We start from the raw sequence: 14,078 nt of genomic DNA, 5'->3' as shown, positions 1-14,078 counted from the left end.
ATGCGTCCCTGATGTAAAGCTCCAGCACTGACGCGAGAGATGGCAAACGTTTGCCATCTCTCGCGGTGCGCGGCTTCGCCATCATTCCCCGCGCCGGGCCACGAACCGGCGCGCGGCGTTCCTACCTGATACGGAGACTCATCGGATGAGTGCAGTATCAACGTCTCTCGCCAGCCGGATACTCTGGGCACTGGTCGCCGGCATCGCGGCGGCCATCGTCACGCTGGGCATCGGCCAGTTCTATCCCGACGTACTAAAGACCATGCAGGCGGTGTCCACCTCGGTGCTGGACCCACTGGGACAGGTCTTTCTGCGCACGTTGTTCTTCGTGGTCATACCGCTGGTTTTCGCATCGCTGGCGTCCGGCGTGGCGCAACTGGGCCGATTGGATCGGCTGGGGCCACTGGCTTGGCGCACGTTCGCGCTGTTCGCTGCCAACATGCTGATCGCGGTGGGGATCGGTCTGTTGATGATGAATCTGCTGCAACCGGGCCACCACCTGGACCCGGCATCCAAAGATCTATTGATGCAGGAATACGGTGGCAGCACCCAGCACGCCGTCGAACACGCGCAAAGCCGGCCCGGCATGAGCCTGGCGATCCTGGTCGACATGTTCATGCCGCGAAATCTGTTCGGCGCGTTTGTCGGCAACAACCGCAACGTGCTGGGCGACGTATTGCCACTGATCGTGTTTGCCATCCTGATCGGCGCGGCCGGCACCAGGCTCGACGACGCCAGGCGGCAAAAACTTCAGGCCGGCCTGGATCTGCTCAACGACCTGATGACCTCGATCGTGGGTTTCGCCTTGAAACTCGCGCCCTACGCGGTTCCAGCGATGATCTACAGCGTGATCGTCAAAGTGGGCATGGGCGTGCTGCTGACGCTGTCGGTATTTGTGGTGGGCTGCGCGGCTGCCCTGGCCTTGCACTTGTTCGGCACGATGTCCTTGTGGCTGCGCTGGTTGGCAAAACGCTCGCCCTGGGCCTATTTCCGGCAGATCAGGCCGGTGCTGGTGACGGCGTTCTCCACCAGTTCCAGCAGCGCGGCCCTGCCCACCTCGCTTGCCGTAGCTCGCGACGAATTGCGGCTCGCACCCAGTACGTCGGGTTTCGTGCTGCCCCTGGGCGCCACCATGAACATGAGCGGCACGGCGCTCTTCGAAGGTTGCGTGGTGTTGTTTGTGGCCCAGACATTCGGCGTCGAGCTGGGCATTGGGCAGCAATGCGTCCTGATGCTGCTTGCAGTACTCAGCTCGGTCGCCGTGGCCGCGATTCCCGGCGGTTCGCTACCGTTGATCGCCGGACTGCTGGCAACGTTCGGAGTACCGCCGGAAGGCATTGGCATCGTGCTGGGCGTGGATCGCATCCTCGACATGCTGCGCACCACGGTGAATGCCGGCAGCGACATCGTTACGGCGACGGTCGTGGACGTGCAGATGAAAACCGCGGGCGCGGCCTCCGCCGAAACGGCCTGAACGGGGCGTCCCTCGTCGCAAGACGGTAAAGAGGCGTGCCGGTACACTATGGCCTTTCGCCGATCGCAGCGAACAGGACACGAGCATGACCCGCAAGACCCTCAAAGTCGCGCTGCTGCAGGAAACCCACCGCGGCAGCCGCGATGCCAACCTCGATGCCATCGAAGCCGGCCTGCGCGAAGCCGCCGCGGCGGGCGCAGAACTCGTGCTACTGCAGGAGCTGCACAACGGGCCGTATTTCTGTCAGCACGAATCCGTGCACGAATTCGATCAGGCCGAGAGCATTCCCGGCCCCAGCACGGCGCGCCTGGGCAAACTGGCCGAAGAGCTGAAGCTGGTCGTCGTGGCGTCGCTGTTCGAGAAGCGTGCGGCCGGGCTCTATCACAACACTGCGGTGGTGTTCGATCGCTCCGCGGCGATCGCCGGCAAATACCGCAAGATGCACATCCCGGACGATCCGGCTTTCTACGAGAAGTTCTATTTCACCCCCGGCGACCTGGGCTTCGAGCCGATCGACACCTCGGTCGGCCGCCTCGGCGTGCTGGTGTGCTGGGACCAGTGGTATCCGGAAGCTGCGCGCCTGATGGCGCTGGCCGGCGCGGAACTGCTGCTGTACCCCACCGCCATCGGCTGGGATCCAAACGACGAACAGGCCGAGAAAGATCGCCAGCGCGATGCCTGGATCACCGTGCAGCGCGGCCATGCCGTTGCCAATGGCCTGCCCCTGCTGGCCTGCAACCGCACGGGCTACGAGGCCGACGCATCAAACGTGGGCGCCGGCATCCAGTTCTGGGGCAGCAGCTTCGTTGCCGGTCCGCAGGGCGAGTTCCTGGCCCAGGCCGGCACCGACCAGCGACACCTGCTGCTGGCCGACGTCGATCTGGCGCGCAGCGAGCACGTGCGCCGGATCTGGCCGTTCCTGCGCGACCGCCGCATCGACGCCTATGCTGACTTGCTGCGCCGCTTTCGCGATTGATTCACGTTGTGCTGAGCGACGTTTTATCTGGCTAGACTTTGCAACCGGGGTTGTCCGACTTGCGCCACGTTTGTCGCGTCCCCATGCTTGACCCACCCTTCAACTGAGCTGCTTAGATCGCATGAGCGTTCCCGACACCGATATGTCTTCCGCCGGGCTGCACGGTCAGCCGATCGAGCGCGTGCAACGCGATGGGGTGGAATATGTCGTGCTGGGCACCGCCCACGTTTCGCGCAGCAGCGTGGAAGCGGTGCAGGCATTGCTTGCCCATGAACCCTTCAACGCCGTTGCCGTGGAGCTGTGCGAAAGCCGCGCCCAGGGCATGCGCGATCCGGAAGCTTTCAAGCAGATGGATCTGTTCCGGGTGATCCGCCAGGGCAAGGCCGGCATGGTCGCGGCAAGCCTGGTGCTTTCCACCTTCCAGAAGCGGCTGGCCGACCAGTACGGCATCCAGCCCGGCGCGGAAATGAAGGCGGCCATGGATGGTGCCGAGCAACGGCAGCTCTCGCTGTGGCTGATCGACCGCGAAGTGGGCACCACGCTCAAGCGCGCCTGGCACAGTGTCGGCTTCTGGCAACGTTTCGGATTGCTGGGCGGCCTGCTGGCCAGCGTATTCGAGCGCGAAACGATCGACGAAAAAGAGATCGAAAAGCTCAAGCAAGGCGACATGCTGGAAAGCGCCTTCAGCGAATTCGCCAGCGAATCGGCGCCGCTTTATCGCAGCCTGATCGCCGAACGCGACGCCTTCATGGCGGCGCGCCTGCGCGAAGAGGCCGCGAACTCCGCTTCGCCCCGTCCCTATCGCGTGCTGGTGGTCATCGGCGCCGGCCACCTCAAAGGAATGTGCGAGCACCTGCGCACGCAGCAAACGGATCCCGCCACGACGGCTGCCGAGTTGGCACAAACTCCGCCCAAGGCCAAGTGGCCCAAGTGGCTGGCCATCGGCCTGGTGCTGCTGGTGTTCGCCGCGATCGGCGTGGCATTCCATCGCAATGCCGCATTGGGCGCGCAGGCATTGCGCGACTGGGTTTTGTTCACCGGCGGCTTTGCGGCATTGGGGGCCATCGCAGCACGAGCGCATCCCTTGAGCGTTCTGGCGGCTTTTATCGCGGCCCCGATCAAGCCGTTTCGCCCCGGCATTCCTTCCGGCGGCATCAGTGCGATGGTCGAAGCCTGGATCCGCCGCCCGCGCGTGGCGGATTTCGAATCGCTGCGCGACGACATCGTGCACTGGAGCGGCTGGTGGACCAACCGCGTAGCGCGCACGCTGCTCAACTTCTTCCTGGTGTGCCTGGGCACCATCATCGGCGAATACGCCGCGGGCATCCACATCCTGAAAAGCCTGCTCTGATTCGGCAAAGCATGCCGGGAGACGCCCGATCCCTGCGGCGGGAGCGCGGCTTTTTGTCGCGTTCCTGCTATCGCCGTATCCCATTGTGACTGCCCGGAGGCACCTCTATACTCGGTCGAATACGTTGCATGCATCCGCTGGAACCGTGGGGATCCTCTTGATGACTCGATTGCAATTGTTTGGCCTGGCTGCAGCCGCCGTTCTTCTCGCGGGTAATGCCAACGCCACTGGCGACAAAGCCAATGGCCGTACGTTGATCTACACCTGCAACGGTTGCCACGGAATTCCGGGCACCAACAATGCCTATCCGCAGTATCCCGTGCCGAAAATCGCCGGCCAGAATGCGCAATACATCATCAATGCGCTGCACGAGTACAAATCGGGCGATCGCACGCATCCGACCATGATGGCCCAGGCGCAGAGCCTCTCCGACCAGGAGATCGAGGACATCGCCGCCTATCTCTCCAGCATCTCTCCGAAGTAACCGGACCGAGGACTCCACTGCATGAAACGCGCGCTTACGCTGCTCTCGTTCGGTATGGCTCTCGTGCTGGCTTCGTCGCCGCTGCTGGCCAGCGGCAATGCGGAAAACGGCAAAGCCAAAGCCGCAACGTGCTTCGCCTGCCACGGTAGCGACGGCAATGCGGTCGATCCGCAATATCCGCGCCTTGCCGGCCAGTACAACGAATACATTCAACAGGCCCTGCACGAATACAAGGACGGCCGTCGCGGCAACGCGATCATGAAGGGTTTTGTCGGCAATCTTTCCGATCAGGATATCGAGGACATCGCGGCCTACTTCTCCTCCATGCCGACCAAGCTCGATACGCTCAAGGGACACATCCAGGGCGATTGACGGCTCATCGCAGCTCGGAACGTGACGAAAGCCCGCGACACACGTTGCGGGCTTTCGCTTTTTTGCACGAAGATCGGGCTTTGCATGTCCGGGAAAGCGACCAATGGGTTGCCTGCCTCTGCTCGTCTTCTTTTTATTGGGCGCGTTGATCGGCTATGTGTGTGGCGGAGCCGTCGGCGTGCTGTGGGGCTGCGGTATCGGGCTCGCACTGGGGCTGCTTTCGATCGGCGCCTTCATCTGGCTGCTGCGCAAAGAAAATGGCACAAGAAAATAGGCCCCGCCGGCGGCGCCGTACTCAACCCATCGCCGACTGCCCTTCCTTTTTGCTGTAGTACGGATTGCTGCCGCCTTTGTGATCGGTGGCATCGCGCACTTCGGTGATTTCAGGCACGCGCTCGCGCAAGGTCTTCTCCACGCCGTGCTTGAGCGTGACATCCACCATGCCGCAGCCATGGCAGCCGCCGCCGAACTGCAGCAGCACCACGCCGTCGGCGTCGATCTCCAGCAGGCTCACGCGGCCGCCGTGCGCGGCGATGCGCGGATTCACTTCCGCTTCCAGCACATAGCGCACACGCTCGACCAACCCTGCCTCCATGCCGGGCAGTTCGCCCTTGATCTTCGGCGCGCGGATGTTCAATTGGCCGCCGGTCTGGTTCGGTTCGAAATCGATACTGGCGCCTTCCAGCCACGATGCGCTGTCGCCGTCGATGTGGAAATCGAAACCCTGGCACTCCACCGTCCATTCGCCGCCGGTGAGTTCCTGCGGCTCGCAGAACTCCAGCTCGCAGTCGGCGGCCGGCGTTCCCGGCGCGGTGACGTGCAGGCGGATACTCAAACCCTCAATGCCTTGTTGCGAGAGAAGGCGCAGGAAATGCTGCTGTGCGCGTTCGGAAATCTCGATCATGCGTGCTCCGGGAACATCGTCGGTGCCCGGAAAGGCCGGGCTATATAGCACCATTTTAGTCCTGTTTCGCCACGAATGTCCCCATCACGTTTTTTCGCGTACAGTTTCGGCGCTTCAACGAATGACTACGGAGAGCCTCATGACCACCCTTCCGCTTGCCACCCAGCATTGCCAGCCCCGCAAAGGCAAGGAACACGCATTGGACGAAGCGGCCGTGGGCGCCTTGCTGCCGATGGTGCCCGGCTGGAAACTCAGCACGAAAGGGGATGGCCTGGTGAAGGATTATCGCTTCGAGAACTTCCATCACACGCTGGGCTTCATCAACGCCGTGGGCTTCATGGCCAATCACGAAGATCACCATCCAGACATCGAGGCTGGCTACGGTCACTGCAAGCTGCACTGGTCAACGCATGATGTCGGCGGGTTGTCGTTGAACGACTTCATCTGCGCCGCGCGCGTCGACGCCCTGCTCGCCCGCTGACCGGCGGCGCCGCATTGGATCGGCAGCAGCGCCTGGGCGCAATAGGTATCTCCGCCGGCTATGCACTGGCCACGATCGTCATTTGCGTCGCGCTGAGCTGGCTGGCCGCGCGGATCAGCGCCGCGCACTTGCTCAATCAGGCCAATCAACAACTGGCGGATGTCGAAGCGGGGCTTCCGCGCTGGCAATGGTCCCTGCACAAACCGCGCGATCTCGTTGCAGGCCGTGCATTCGGGTCTGCAACGGTGACGGGGCACGCGCAGGCTTTGACTGTGACGAGCACGGATGGCACCGCCTTCGAGCTCGGCTTGCCGGTGGCCTCCACGCTCGATCTTGCCCACTGGCCCATCCTTCAAGCAGAACTGCAAAGTACCGCCAAGGGCACGCTGGGATTGATCTGGGGCAGCGGACTCACACCGACCTGCCAGGCTACCCTGGCCGCCAGGTTCAATCCCGACACGCGCAGTTTGCGTATCGATCTGCGGAACCTGCCCTGGCAGTCGCCGGCCGGCGGCCACTGCCCACCGCTGGGCGTCGCGCAGATGCTGCGCTTGCGCGTGCAATTGCCGGCACGCGCTTCTTTGCATCTGGCGTCGGTTGCCTTGCTCACCACCGAACCCATGACCGACGTACCGACGGCGCCGATTGATCTGCCTGTCGGCAACGTCGAACCGGCACTTGCTCCGGCGCAAGCCATGGCCATGCCGCTGTTCCGCTTGCCGGAAAGCCTCAGCGCCGAAGCCATGCTGAGCCTGCGCGACACATTGCGCGCCCGCTGGCCCGCGGCGCTGATCGTGCCGGCGGGCGCCATGCCGCAAGCGTTGTCACAAACTTCCGGGGATCTGGCGCCGTGGCTCGACTGCCTGGTTTACCTGGCCGCGCTCGCGTGGTTCGCACTGCGTCCCGTCAAAGGAGCGTGGCGGCCCTGGCTGGAAATCGGCGCTTGCCTGCTGGGGCCCTTGTGGCTGGTGATGGGACTCAACTGGGGGCTCTATCCCACCCCCGTCGGCCTGCTCGCCTTCGGTGGCGGCCTCGCCTTTGCGTTGTTTATCGAGCGGCGCCATCTGCCGCGGCTGTGGCGTTCGGCTCCGCGGCTCGCCTGGCTGTGGCCGATGGAACCGCTGCCGATCACCGTGGTGCTGATCGTCCTCTTCGGACACAAGCTGCACCCATTGCCGCTTGGCCACGTACTCACCTATTTCGGCTGGGCGCTGTTGCAACAATGGCTGATGTTGGTGGTGGTACTGCGGCGGTTCGAGCAGATCGCCGAGCATCGCCGCGTACTTACCATCATCCCGGTGGCGATTCTGTTCGCCCTCCTGCACACCCCGAACGGCGTATTGATGCAGCTGTGCTTCGCAGCCGAGCTGTTCTGGGCCTGGTGCTACTTGCGCTGGCGCAGGGTGCTGCCAATCGGGGTGGCGCACGCCGTCTGCGCCCTGCTGGTCGAATCGGGACTTGCGGGAGGCGACTGGCTTCGGTCGCTGGAAGTCAGCGCCCGCTTCTTCCTTTAGGGCCCGCCAGCGTATCGAGAAAGTTCTTCAGATCGTCGGGAAGCGGCGCGGAGAAACCATACGCCTTCCCTTCGAGCTCGAAGGACATGTGCGAGGCGTGCAGGAACAGGCGATTCAGCCCCATGTCCCGAAAGCGCTTGTTAGCGTCACGATCGCCGTACTTCGGATCACCAGCCAGCGGATGGCCGATGTGGGCCGCATGTACGCGGATCTGGTGGGTGCGGCCGGTACCCAGGGTGGCCTGCATCAAACGGGCGCCCGGGTACTGCTCCATTTCCCGGAAGAAGGTCAGCGAAGGCTTCCCGCTTTCGGAGACCCGCACCATGCGCTCGCCGCCCTGCAGGATCGACTTCTGCAAGGGCGCATTCACGTCGAAGCGGGCCTTGGAAGGATGCCCGACCATCAGACATAAATACTGCTTGGTGACCTCGCCGGCCCGGATCGCCGCCTGCAATCCGGTCAGCCCGGCCCGGGTGCGGGCAAACACCAGCACCCCGCTGGTATCGCGATCCAGGCGGTGGACCAGCTCGAGATGTTCCTTGGGTCGGGCCTGCCGCAGCAGCTCGATCGCCCCGTGACTCACGCCGCTGCCGCCATGGCTGGCCATGCCGGTGGGCTTGTCGATGACCAGGAAGTGCTTGTCTTCGTAGATCACCGCGTCAGCGGCCGCCGCGATGGCGCCTAGGGCGGCACCCTGTTCGGCTGTCCGCTCAGCCACCCTTACCGGGGGAATACGCAGCATGTCACCCAGGCTGAGACGGGTATCGGGCTTGGCGCGTTTGCCGTTCACCCGCACCTGACCAGTGCGCAAAAGGCGGTAGATCATGCTCTTGGGCACCCCCTTGAGTATGGTCATCAGCGCATTGTCGATGCGCTGGCCGTCTCGCTCCGGGCCGATCTCGAGTTGACGCACCCCTTGAGGTGCATCAGGGGAAGTTGCCGTCTGCATTGAAAAAAACCTAGCTAAAGAGGATACTCGTCCGGCGCTTATCCCGGTCGGCCGACGTTGGTAAAGACTGGGAGCCTGACCGTAACGCTGGTGAGGTTTGGTTCGGTCGCCATCACGGCAGCCGCTTGCAAACACCCTGTAATCGTAACGGTTCGGGTAGCCGCTTGTCCGGTCTCATGTGCAGACAGACAGCGCGGCGTGCGTGCCAAGAATCACCCCGGTATCGGGAACGTTACCGTTTATTTTGCCGCTTTACCGCAGCGGCGCGATCCCCGGATAGGCCGCCACACCAGGCGCCACCGCGGCGCGCGACGCGCGGCCAAGCCGAGGAATCACAATGAAAAGAATGTTGATCAACGCAACTCAGCGTGAAGAGTTGCGTGTGGCTATCGTTGATGGCCAGACCCTTTACGATCTCGATATCGAAATACCCTCCCGCGAACAGAAAAAGGCCAACATCTACAAAGGCCGCATCACTCGCGTTGAACAATCCCTCGAAGCCTGCTTCGTCGACTACGGCGCCGAACGCCACGGTTTTCTTCCGCTGAAGGAAATCGCCCGCGAGTACTTCACGCAGGGCCTGGATCCTTACAAGTCCAACATCCGCGAACTCCTCAAGGAAGGCCAGGAAGTGGTCGTCCAGGTGGAGAAGGAAGAGCGCGGCAACAAGGGTGCCGCCCTCACCACCTTCATCAGCCTCGCCGGTCGCTACATGGTGCTGATGCCGAACAACCCGAAGGCTGGCGGTGTGTCCCGTCGCATCGAGGGTGAAGACCGGCAGGCGCTCAAGGAAGCCCTGGAGCATCTCACCGTTCCGGACGACATGGGCCTGATCGTGCGTACTGCCGGCATGGGCCGCGACGCCGAAGAGCTGCAGTGGGACCTCGACTACCTGATCCAGCTGTGGAAGGCGATCTCCGGCGCCGCCCAGGCGCAGAAGGCGCCGTTCCTGATCTACCAGGAATCGAAGCTGTTCATCCGCGCCCTGCGCGACTACCTGCGCAGCGACATCGGCGAGATCCTGATCGACGAGGAGTCGCTGTACCACGACGCCCGCGAGTTCATGCAGCAGGTGATGCCCAACGCCCTGCGCAAGCTCAAGCTCTATAAAGACGACACCCCGCTGTTCTCGCGCTACCAGATCGAAACGCAGATCGAGAGCGCGTTCGACCGCAGCGTGCGCCTGCCCTCCGGCGGCTCGATCGTGATCGACCAGACCGAAGCGCTGACCGCGATCGACATCAACTCCTCCAAGGCCACCAAGGGTGGCGACATCGAGGAGACCGCGTTCAATACCAACCTGGAAGCGGCAACCGAGATCGCCCGCCAGTTGCGCATCCGCGATGCCGGCGGCCTGATCGTGATCGACTTCATCGACATGGACAGCCCCAAGCACCAGCGGGAAGTCGAGGAGCGCCTGAAGGAGGCCTCCAAGCTGGACCGCGCGCGCATCCAGATCGGGCGCATCTCGCGCTTCGGCCTGATGGAAATGTCGCGCCAGCGCCTGCGCCCCTCGCTGGGCGAAGCCACCCAGATGGTCTGCCCCCGCTGCGAAGGCCACGGCCACATCCGCAGTGTGGAATCGCTGTCGCTCTCAACCCTGCGCCTGATCGAAGAGCACGCCATGAAGGACAACACCGGCCAGGTGCTGGTGCAGGCCCCGTCCAGCGTGGCCAACTTCATGCTCAACGAGAAGCGCGCCAGCGTGGTCGAGATCGAGCTGCGCAACAAGGTGCACGTGGTGATCGTGGCGGACGACAAGCTCGAAACGCCGCACATCGAAATTCAGCGCATTCGCGAAGCGGACATGGGCGAGCACAGCAAGCCCAGCTATGAGCGCCTCACTGCGCAAGAAGCCGACGTGGTCCGCAAGATGGGCCAGATGCTGGGCAGCAGCGAACAGCCTGCCGTCAGCGGCATCGTACCGGCCAGCCCGGCACCGGTTCGCGAAGAGGAAACCGCGCCTGCCGCAGCACCGGCTCCGGCCGCCCGGCGCCAGCCTGCACCGGCTCCCGCGCCGGCCGCGGCTCCCGTGACCCAGGGAGGCTTCTTCTCCAGGCTGTTCGGCGGTCTGTTTGGCGGCAACGCCGCAGCCGAACCCGCCCCGGCCCCCGCTCCGGCGAGCACCGCGCGCCCGGAAAACTCGCGCGGCAACCGCCGCAACGAGCAGCGCCCGCGCGCCGAAGGCGGCCAGCAACGCCAGAACCAGCAGCGCGACGGCCAGCAAGGCGGCACCCGCAATCAGCAAGGCAAGAACGCAGGCCAGCGGCAGCGTAACGAACAGCAGTCGCAGCAGAACCGCCAGCAGCCGCAGCAGGGCAACAAGCAGGAACAGCGTCAGCCCAAGCCGGCCGCTACTGAAGCCGCCGGTAACGAGCAGCGCCAGAAGCAGCCGCAGAATGCCCAGGCCGCCAAACCGCAACAGCAAGAGCGGCAGGAGCGCCAGCAACAGCGCGCACCTCAGGCCGAACGCCAGCAACAGGCTGCGCAAGCTGCGCCGCCCGCGCCGATAGCCACCAAGCCGGCCGAAACGCCGAAGCCGGCTGAGGACGTTGCCGTTCCGGTCGCCGTGACCACCCCTGAAGGTGTGGACGCCGCCGCTGGCGAAGCCGGCGACAACGCACAGTCCCGCCGTCGCCGCGGCCGTCGTGGTGGCCGCCGTCGCCGTCGTCACGACAGCGCGACTGCCGCAGGCGTCGTGTCCAACGACCAGCTCAACGACGGGCTGGACGTGGACGACGAGGACCGCGACGATGACGCACCGGAAGCAACCGAAGCTGCTCACGCAGAGGCCAGGCCGCAACCTGTCGCCCCGCCGCAGCCGCAGGCTGCACCGCGCGAGGTGAAAGCTCCGGCACCGGCTCCCGCACCCGCACCTGCCGCAGAGACGGCTCCGGTTGCGGCCGAGGCATCGGCCATCACCGAACCGTTCAAGACATCCGTTGGCGAGATCGAAGCAGCAAAGCCGGCTGTGGCCGACGTTGCCTACACGCCCTCCGTTGAAGAAGAAGCAGCCGAGCCGGTGATCATCGCTTCGGCGCCGACTCCTTCCTCATTCAACCTGCCGGTGCTTCCGCCTATTCCGGTACGCGAAGAGGTCGAAGCTCCCGAGGCGCCGGTCGTTGAAGCGAAGAGCGAGCCGGCACACGAAGCGCGTGAAGTACCCGCCGAAGTGGTGACGGTGAGCGTGCCGCACGAGACAACGATCGCCGCCAACGAAGCCAGCGTCGCCGCTTCCTCCGAATCGATCGTGGTCACCGAAGCGCCCATCGCGGTCACCGAACCCACCGTCGTGGTCGAGCGTGCGCACGAACCCGAAATCATCCACACGGCCCCGGTGGTCGTGGCGCCCGCTCCGCTGTTCCACCAGCCACAGCAAGGCGACCTGCTTTCCCACCCGCTGCACCAGCCGCATCACGACACTCCGGAAAGCACGGAACACGGCCACGAAAAGGCCGATGTGCCCTCTTCCGAGGAAGAAGTCGAAGTGCGCAAGGAACAGCACGACAGCGGGCTGTCCTGACCGTCCCGTTGATTACAGCGATACAAACAAAAAGGCCGGACAATGTCCGGCCTTTTTTATGGGTGCGAGGAAAATCCGCTCAGGTCGCCCCAACCTGGTTGTTGTGCGTATCCAGCAGACCGTGCACGGTCATCAGATGCGCCAGGCTGATCACGTGATCCACCTGCAGCTTCTCCATCAGCCGCTGTTTGTAGGTGGATACCGTTTTGGGACTCAGATTCAGCTGTTCGCCAATGGCCGTAAGCGCCTTGCCGCGTACCAGCATCATCGCCACCTCCAGCTCGCGGCTGGACAGGTTGTCGAATGGCGACCCTTCCCCATCCAGGGTGGCCAGCGCCAACTGCTGCGCCACGGCCGGAGCCAGGTAACGCCTGCCGCTGGCCACCTGGCGCACGGCATTGAGCAATTCTTCGGCGGCGCAGCTCTTGGTCAGGTACCCATGTGCGCCAGCATCCAATAACCGTTTCGGAAAACGGGCATCGTCCACGACCGTAACTACGATCACGCGTGTAGGCAAATTCGCTCGAGCGACCCGCTCGGTCAGCTCGATACCGCTCATCCCAGGCATGTGTACGTCGACCAGCGCGATGTGCGGCTTGCCCGCCCTGATCAGGCGCAAGCCCTCCTCTGCCGTGCCCGCCTCCCCACAAATGCGAATATCCGGCTGCTGCAGGATCATCCTGAAGCCGGTCCGAACCAGCTCGTGATCATCCACGAGTACAACGTCGATCATTGCGCGCCCTCCCTGGTTAGGTGCTGTGCAGCGTCAAAGTAGGCGCCTCGCTGACGCAATGCAAGCCCGTAACTTCTCGTTTGGCAAGGATTTTCCATATAGCTACAACCCTGACACGTTGAGTAGGAAATTACTTACATACACAACCTAATTTAAATGTCATTATTCCGTATATAGGAACTAGTTAGTCACGCAATTCGCAGTCCCCAGTAAGGCTAGTAATCACTAACCGATGGAGATACCGATGGTGATTTATTCGCTCAGGCAGTCCCCTGACGGGGATTGGAGCATTCGCCGAGATGCGGCGACCCTTTTCAGCCAATTGCGGCTGGGCCCTGCCATCCAGTTGGCACGCGAAGCTGCCCGCGACGAGCACAACCGCTCCGGCCGCAGCACCTGTGTCGAAATGCCCGGCCCCGCCTCCACCATTCGCCTGGCGCAGTACGCACGCCCGGGCATGCCGATCGAAACAGCAGTGGCCTGAGTCAATCAGGCATACGGAGCATTCCACGCTCCGATGATTCTCAGGCGCATGCTACGATTCGCGCGCCTGCAGCTCTCGTCACTCGGCAGCTGCCTCCTGCCCGGATGGCGAAACAGGTAGACGCAAGAGACTTAAAATCTCTCGACCGCAAGGTCATGCCGGTTCGATCCCGGCTCCGGGCACCAACCGTTCCCAGCGATTTTCAATTGCGTGTTTTGGTCCGCAATCTTGGATTTGGTCCGCAATTATCAGCAAGCATGGTCTGGGCGTCGAGGTAGAGGCCCATTGTTTGTGCGCGCTCAAATACCCCCGAAGGTACTGCCCGTTCTTGACGTAGCTTTCACGGCGCCTCATCAAAATTTTGTTGTATGGCAGGGGATCGGGAACGCGGGGGCGACGTAGCGGCGGCCGGCTTGATCACAGGCTCGGCCACCGCCCGGTCGTTACCTGCTTTTTCATTCGCTCGCATCGATTAGAAAAGCGATCCGCTTGCTCTAAGGCAACGGTCATCTAGGCGTATTTGTTCTTCAGTGGCAGCGGTCACGAGGCATCAAGTCCAGCGCTTGCACATCGATACGCTCGGTGTGTTCGGGCACTTGCAGGCATCCACAACTCTCGATCAAAGGGGCGGACATCATGCCTAAACGACCTCAACGTAAATCGGCAGCGAATCCAGCACGGGCGGCGACGGCGCCTAAAAAAACAATGGCAGAGTCAATCTAGAAGTGCGTCATCAATTTGATCCGCCAGATCATGACGTCCTAATGCGCGCATGAACATTTCAGCGGGACAGTGGTAGTCCAGGGTGGCGCGAGGACGAAGATTCAACCGAC

The 14,078-nt window shown here is 63.2% G+C and carries 13 protein-coding genes, 1 tRNA gene and 1 pseudogene; 11 read left to right on the top strand and 4 right to left on the bottom strand.

The features are described 5' to 3' along the window. Positions 1-145 precede the first annotated feature (145 nt). The 6 genes from ISS99_RS02285 (at position 146) to ISS99_RS02260 (ending at position 4,931) form a co-directional block, all read left to right on the top strand. Positions 146-1,474 carry a dicarboxylate/amino acid:cation symporter gene (locus tag ISS99_RS02285; RefSeq protein ID WP_204629962.1) on the top strand — a complete coding sequence of 443 codons (1,329 nt, stop codon included), beginning with the start codon at positions 146-148 and terminating at the stop codon, positions 1,472-1,474. Positions 1,475-1,559: 85 nt separating this feature from the next. Continuing rightward, positions 1,560-2,450, top strand: a complete 891-nt coding sequence (locus ISS99_RS02280; protein WP_204629961.1) for a carbon-nitrogen hydrolase — start codon at positions 1,560-1,562, stop codon at positions 2,448-2,450. Between the two features lie 121 nt (positions 2,451-2,571). Further along, entirely contained in the window at positions 2,572-3,801 is a 1,230-nt protein-coding gene (locus ISS99_RS02275; RefSeq protein ID WP_204629960.1) for a TraB/GumN family protein, read from the top strand. A 160-nt stretch (positions 3,802-3,961) separates the two neighbouring features. Continuing rightward, positions 3,962-4,285 (top strand): c-type cytochrome, encoded by a 324-nt coding sequence (locus ISS99_RS02270; protein WP_204629959.1) that lies wholly within the window; start codon positions 3,962-3,964, stop codon positions 4,283-4,285. Positions 4,286-4,306: 21 nt separating this feature from the next. After that, positions 4,307-4,657, top strand: coding sequence for a c-type cytochrome (locus tag ISS99_RS02265; protein WP_204629958.1), 351 nt, complete (start codon positions 4,307-4,309; stop codon positions 4,655-4,657). A 103-nt stretch (positions 4,658-4,760) separates the two neighbouring features. Continuing rightward, the gene (locus ISS99_RS02260) at positions 4,761-4,931 is read left to right on the top strand and encodes a hypothetical protein (RefSeq protein ID WP_204629957.1); all 171 of its coding nucleotides are present in this window, start codon (positions 4,761-4,763) and stop codon (positions 4,929-4,931) included. A 21-nt stretch (positions 4,932-4,952) separates the two neighbouring features. Here ISS99_RS02260 and ISS99_RS02255 read toward each other — a convergent pair whose 3' ends face one another. After that, positions 4,953-5,561 carry an NfuA family Fe-S biogenesis protein gene (locus tag ISS99_RS02255; protein WP_204629956.1) on the bottom strand — a complete coding sequence of 203 codons (609 nt, stop codon included), beginning with the start codon at positions 5,559-5,561 and terminating at the stop codon, positions 4,953-4,955. A gap of 139 nt (positions 5,562-5,700) precedes the next feature. On the opposite strand from ISS99_RS02255, the gene ISS99_RS02250 reads away from it, so the two are divergent. Beyond that, entirely contained in the window at positions 5,701-6,042 is a 342-nt protein-coding gene (locus ISS99_RS02250; RefSeq protein ID WP_204629955.1) for a 4a-hydroxytetrahydrobiopterin dehydratase, read from the top strand. A gap of 14 nt (positions 6,043-6,056) precedes the next feature. Next, on the top strand, positions 6,057-7,556 hold the full coding sequence (locus ISS99_RS02245; protein ID WP_204629954.1) for a CPBP family glutamic-type intramembrane protease: 1,500 nt from the start codon (positions 6,057-6,059) through the stop codon (positions 7,554-7,556). Here the strand turns inward: ISS99_RS02245 and ISS99_RS02240 are convergent. Next, on the bottom strand, positions 7,534-8,505 hold the full coding sequence (locus ISS99_RS02240; RefSeq protein ID WP_204629953.1) for an RluA family pseudouridine synthase: 972 nt from the start codon (positions 8,503-8,505) through the stop codon (positions 7,534-7,536). The genes ISS99_RS02245 and ISS99_RS02240 overlap by 23 nt on opposite strands. Positions 8,506-8,842: 337 nt before the next feature. Between ISS99_RS02240 and ISS99_RS02235 the strand changes: the two genes are divergently transcribed. Continuing rightward, on the top strand, positions 8,843-12,028 hold the full coding sequence (locus ISS99_RS02235) for an Rne/Rng family ribonuclease (RefSeq protein WP_204629952.1): 3,186 nt from the start codon (positions 8,843-8,845) through the stop codon (positions 12,026-12,028). A 79-nt stretch (positions 12,029-12,107) separates the two neighbouring features. Here ISS99_RS02235 and ISS99_RS02230 read toward each other — a convergent pair whose 3' ends face one another. Continuing rightward, on the bottom strand, positions 12,108-12,761 hold the full coding sequence (locus ISS99_RS02230; RefSeq protein WP_204629951.1) for a response regulator: 654 nt from the start codon (positions 12,759-12,761) through the stop codon (positions 12,108-12,110). Between the two features lie 244 nt (positions 12,762-13,005). On the opposite strand from ISS99_RS02230, the gene ISS99_RS02225 reads away from it, so the two are divergent. Together ISS99_RS02225 and ISS99_RS02220 are read left to right on the top strand one after the other, a co-directional pair. After that, entirely contained in the window at positions 13,006-13,245 is a 240-nt protein-coding gene (locus ISS99_RS02225) for a hypothetical protein (RefSeq protein WP_204629950.1), read from the top strand. 98 nt (positions 13,246-13,343) lie between these two features. Further along, positions 13,344-13,430, top strand: a tRNA-Leu gene (locus ISS99_RS02220). Positions 13,431-13,959: 529 nt separating this feature from the next. Here the strand turns inward: ISS99_RS02220 and ISS99_RS23725 are convergent. After that, positions 13,960-14,078 (bottom strand): annotated as a pseudogene (locus ISS99_RS23725) (IS30 family transposase); the annotation flags it as partial.

The sequence above is a fragment of the Dyella mobilis genome (assembly GCF_016904945.1).
GTDB lineage: Bacteria > Pseudomonadota > Gammaproteobacteria > Xanthomonadales > Rhodanobacteraceae > Dyella_B > Dyella_B mobilis.
This window is presented reverse-complemented; position numbering and strand designations above follow the sequence as displayed.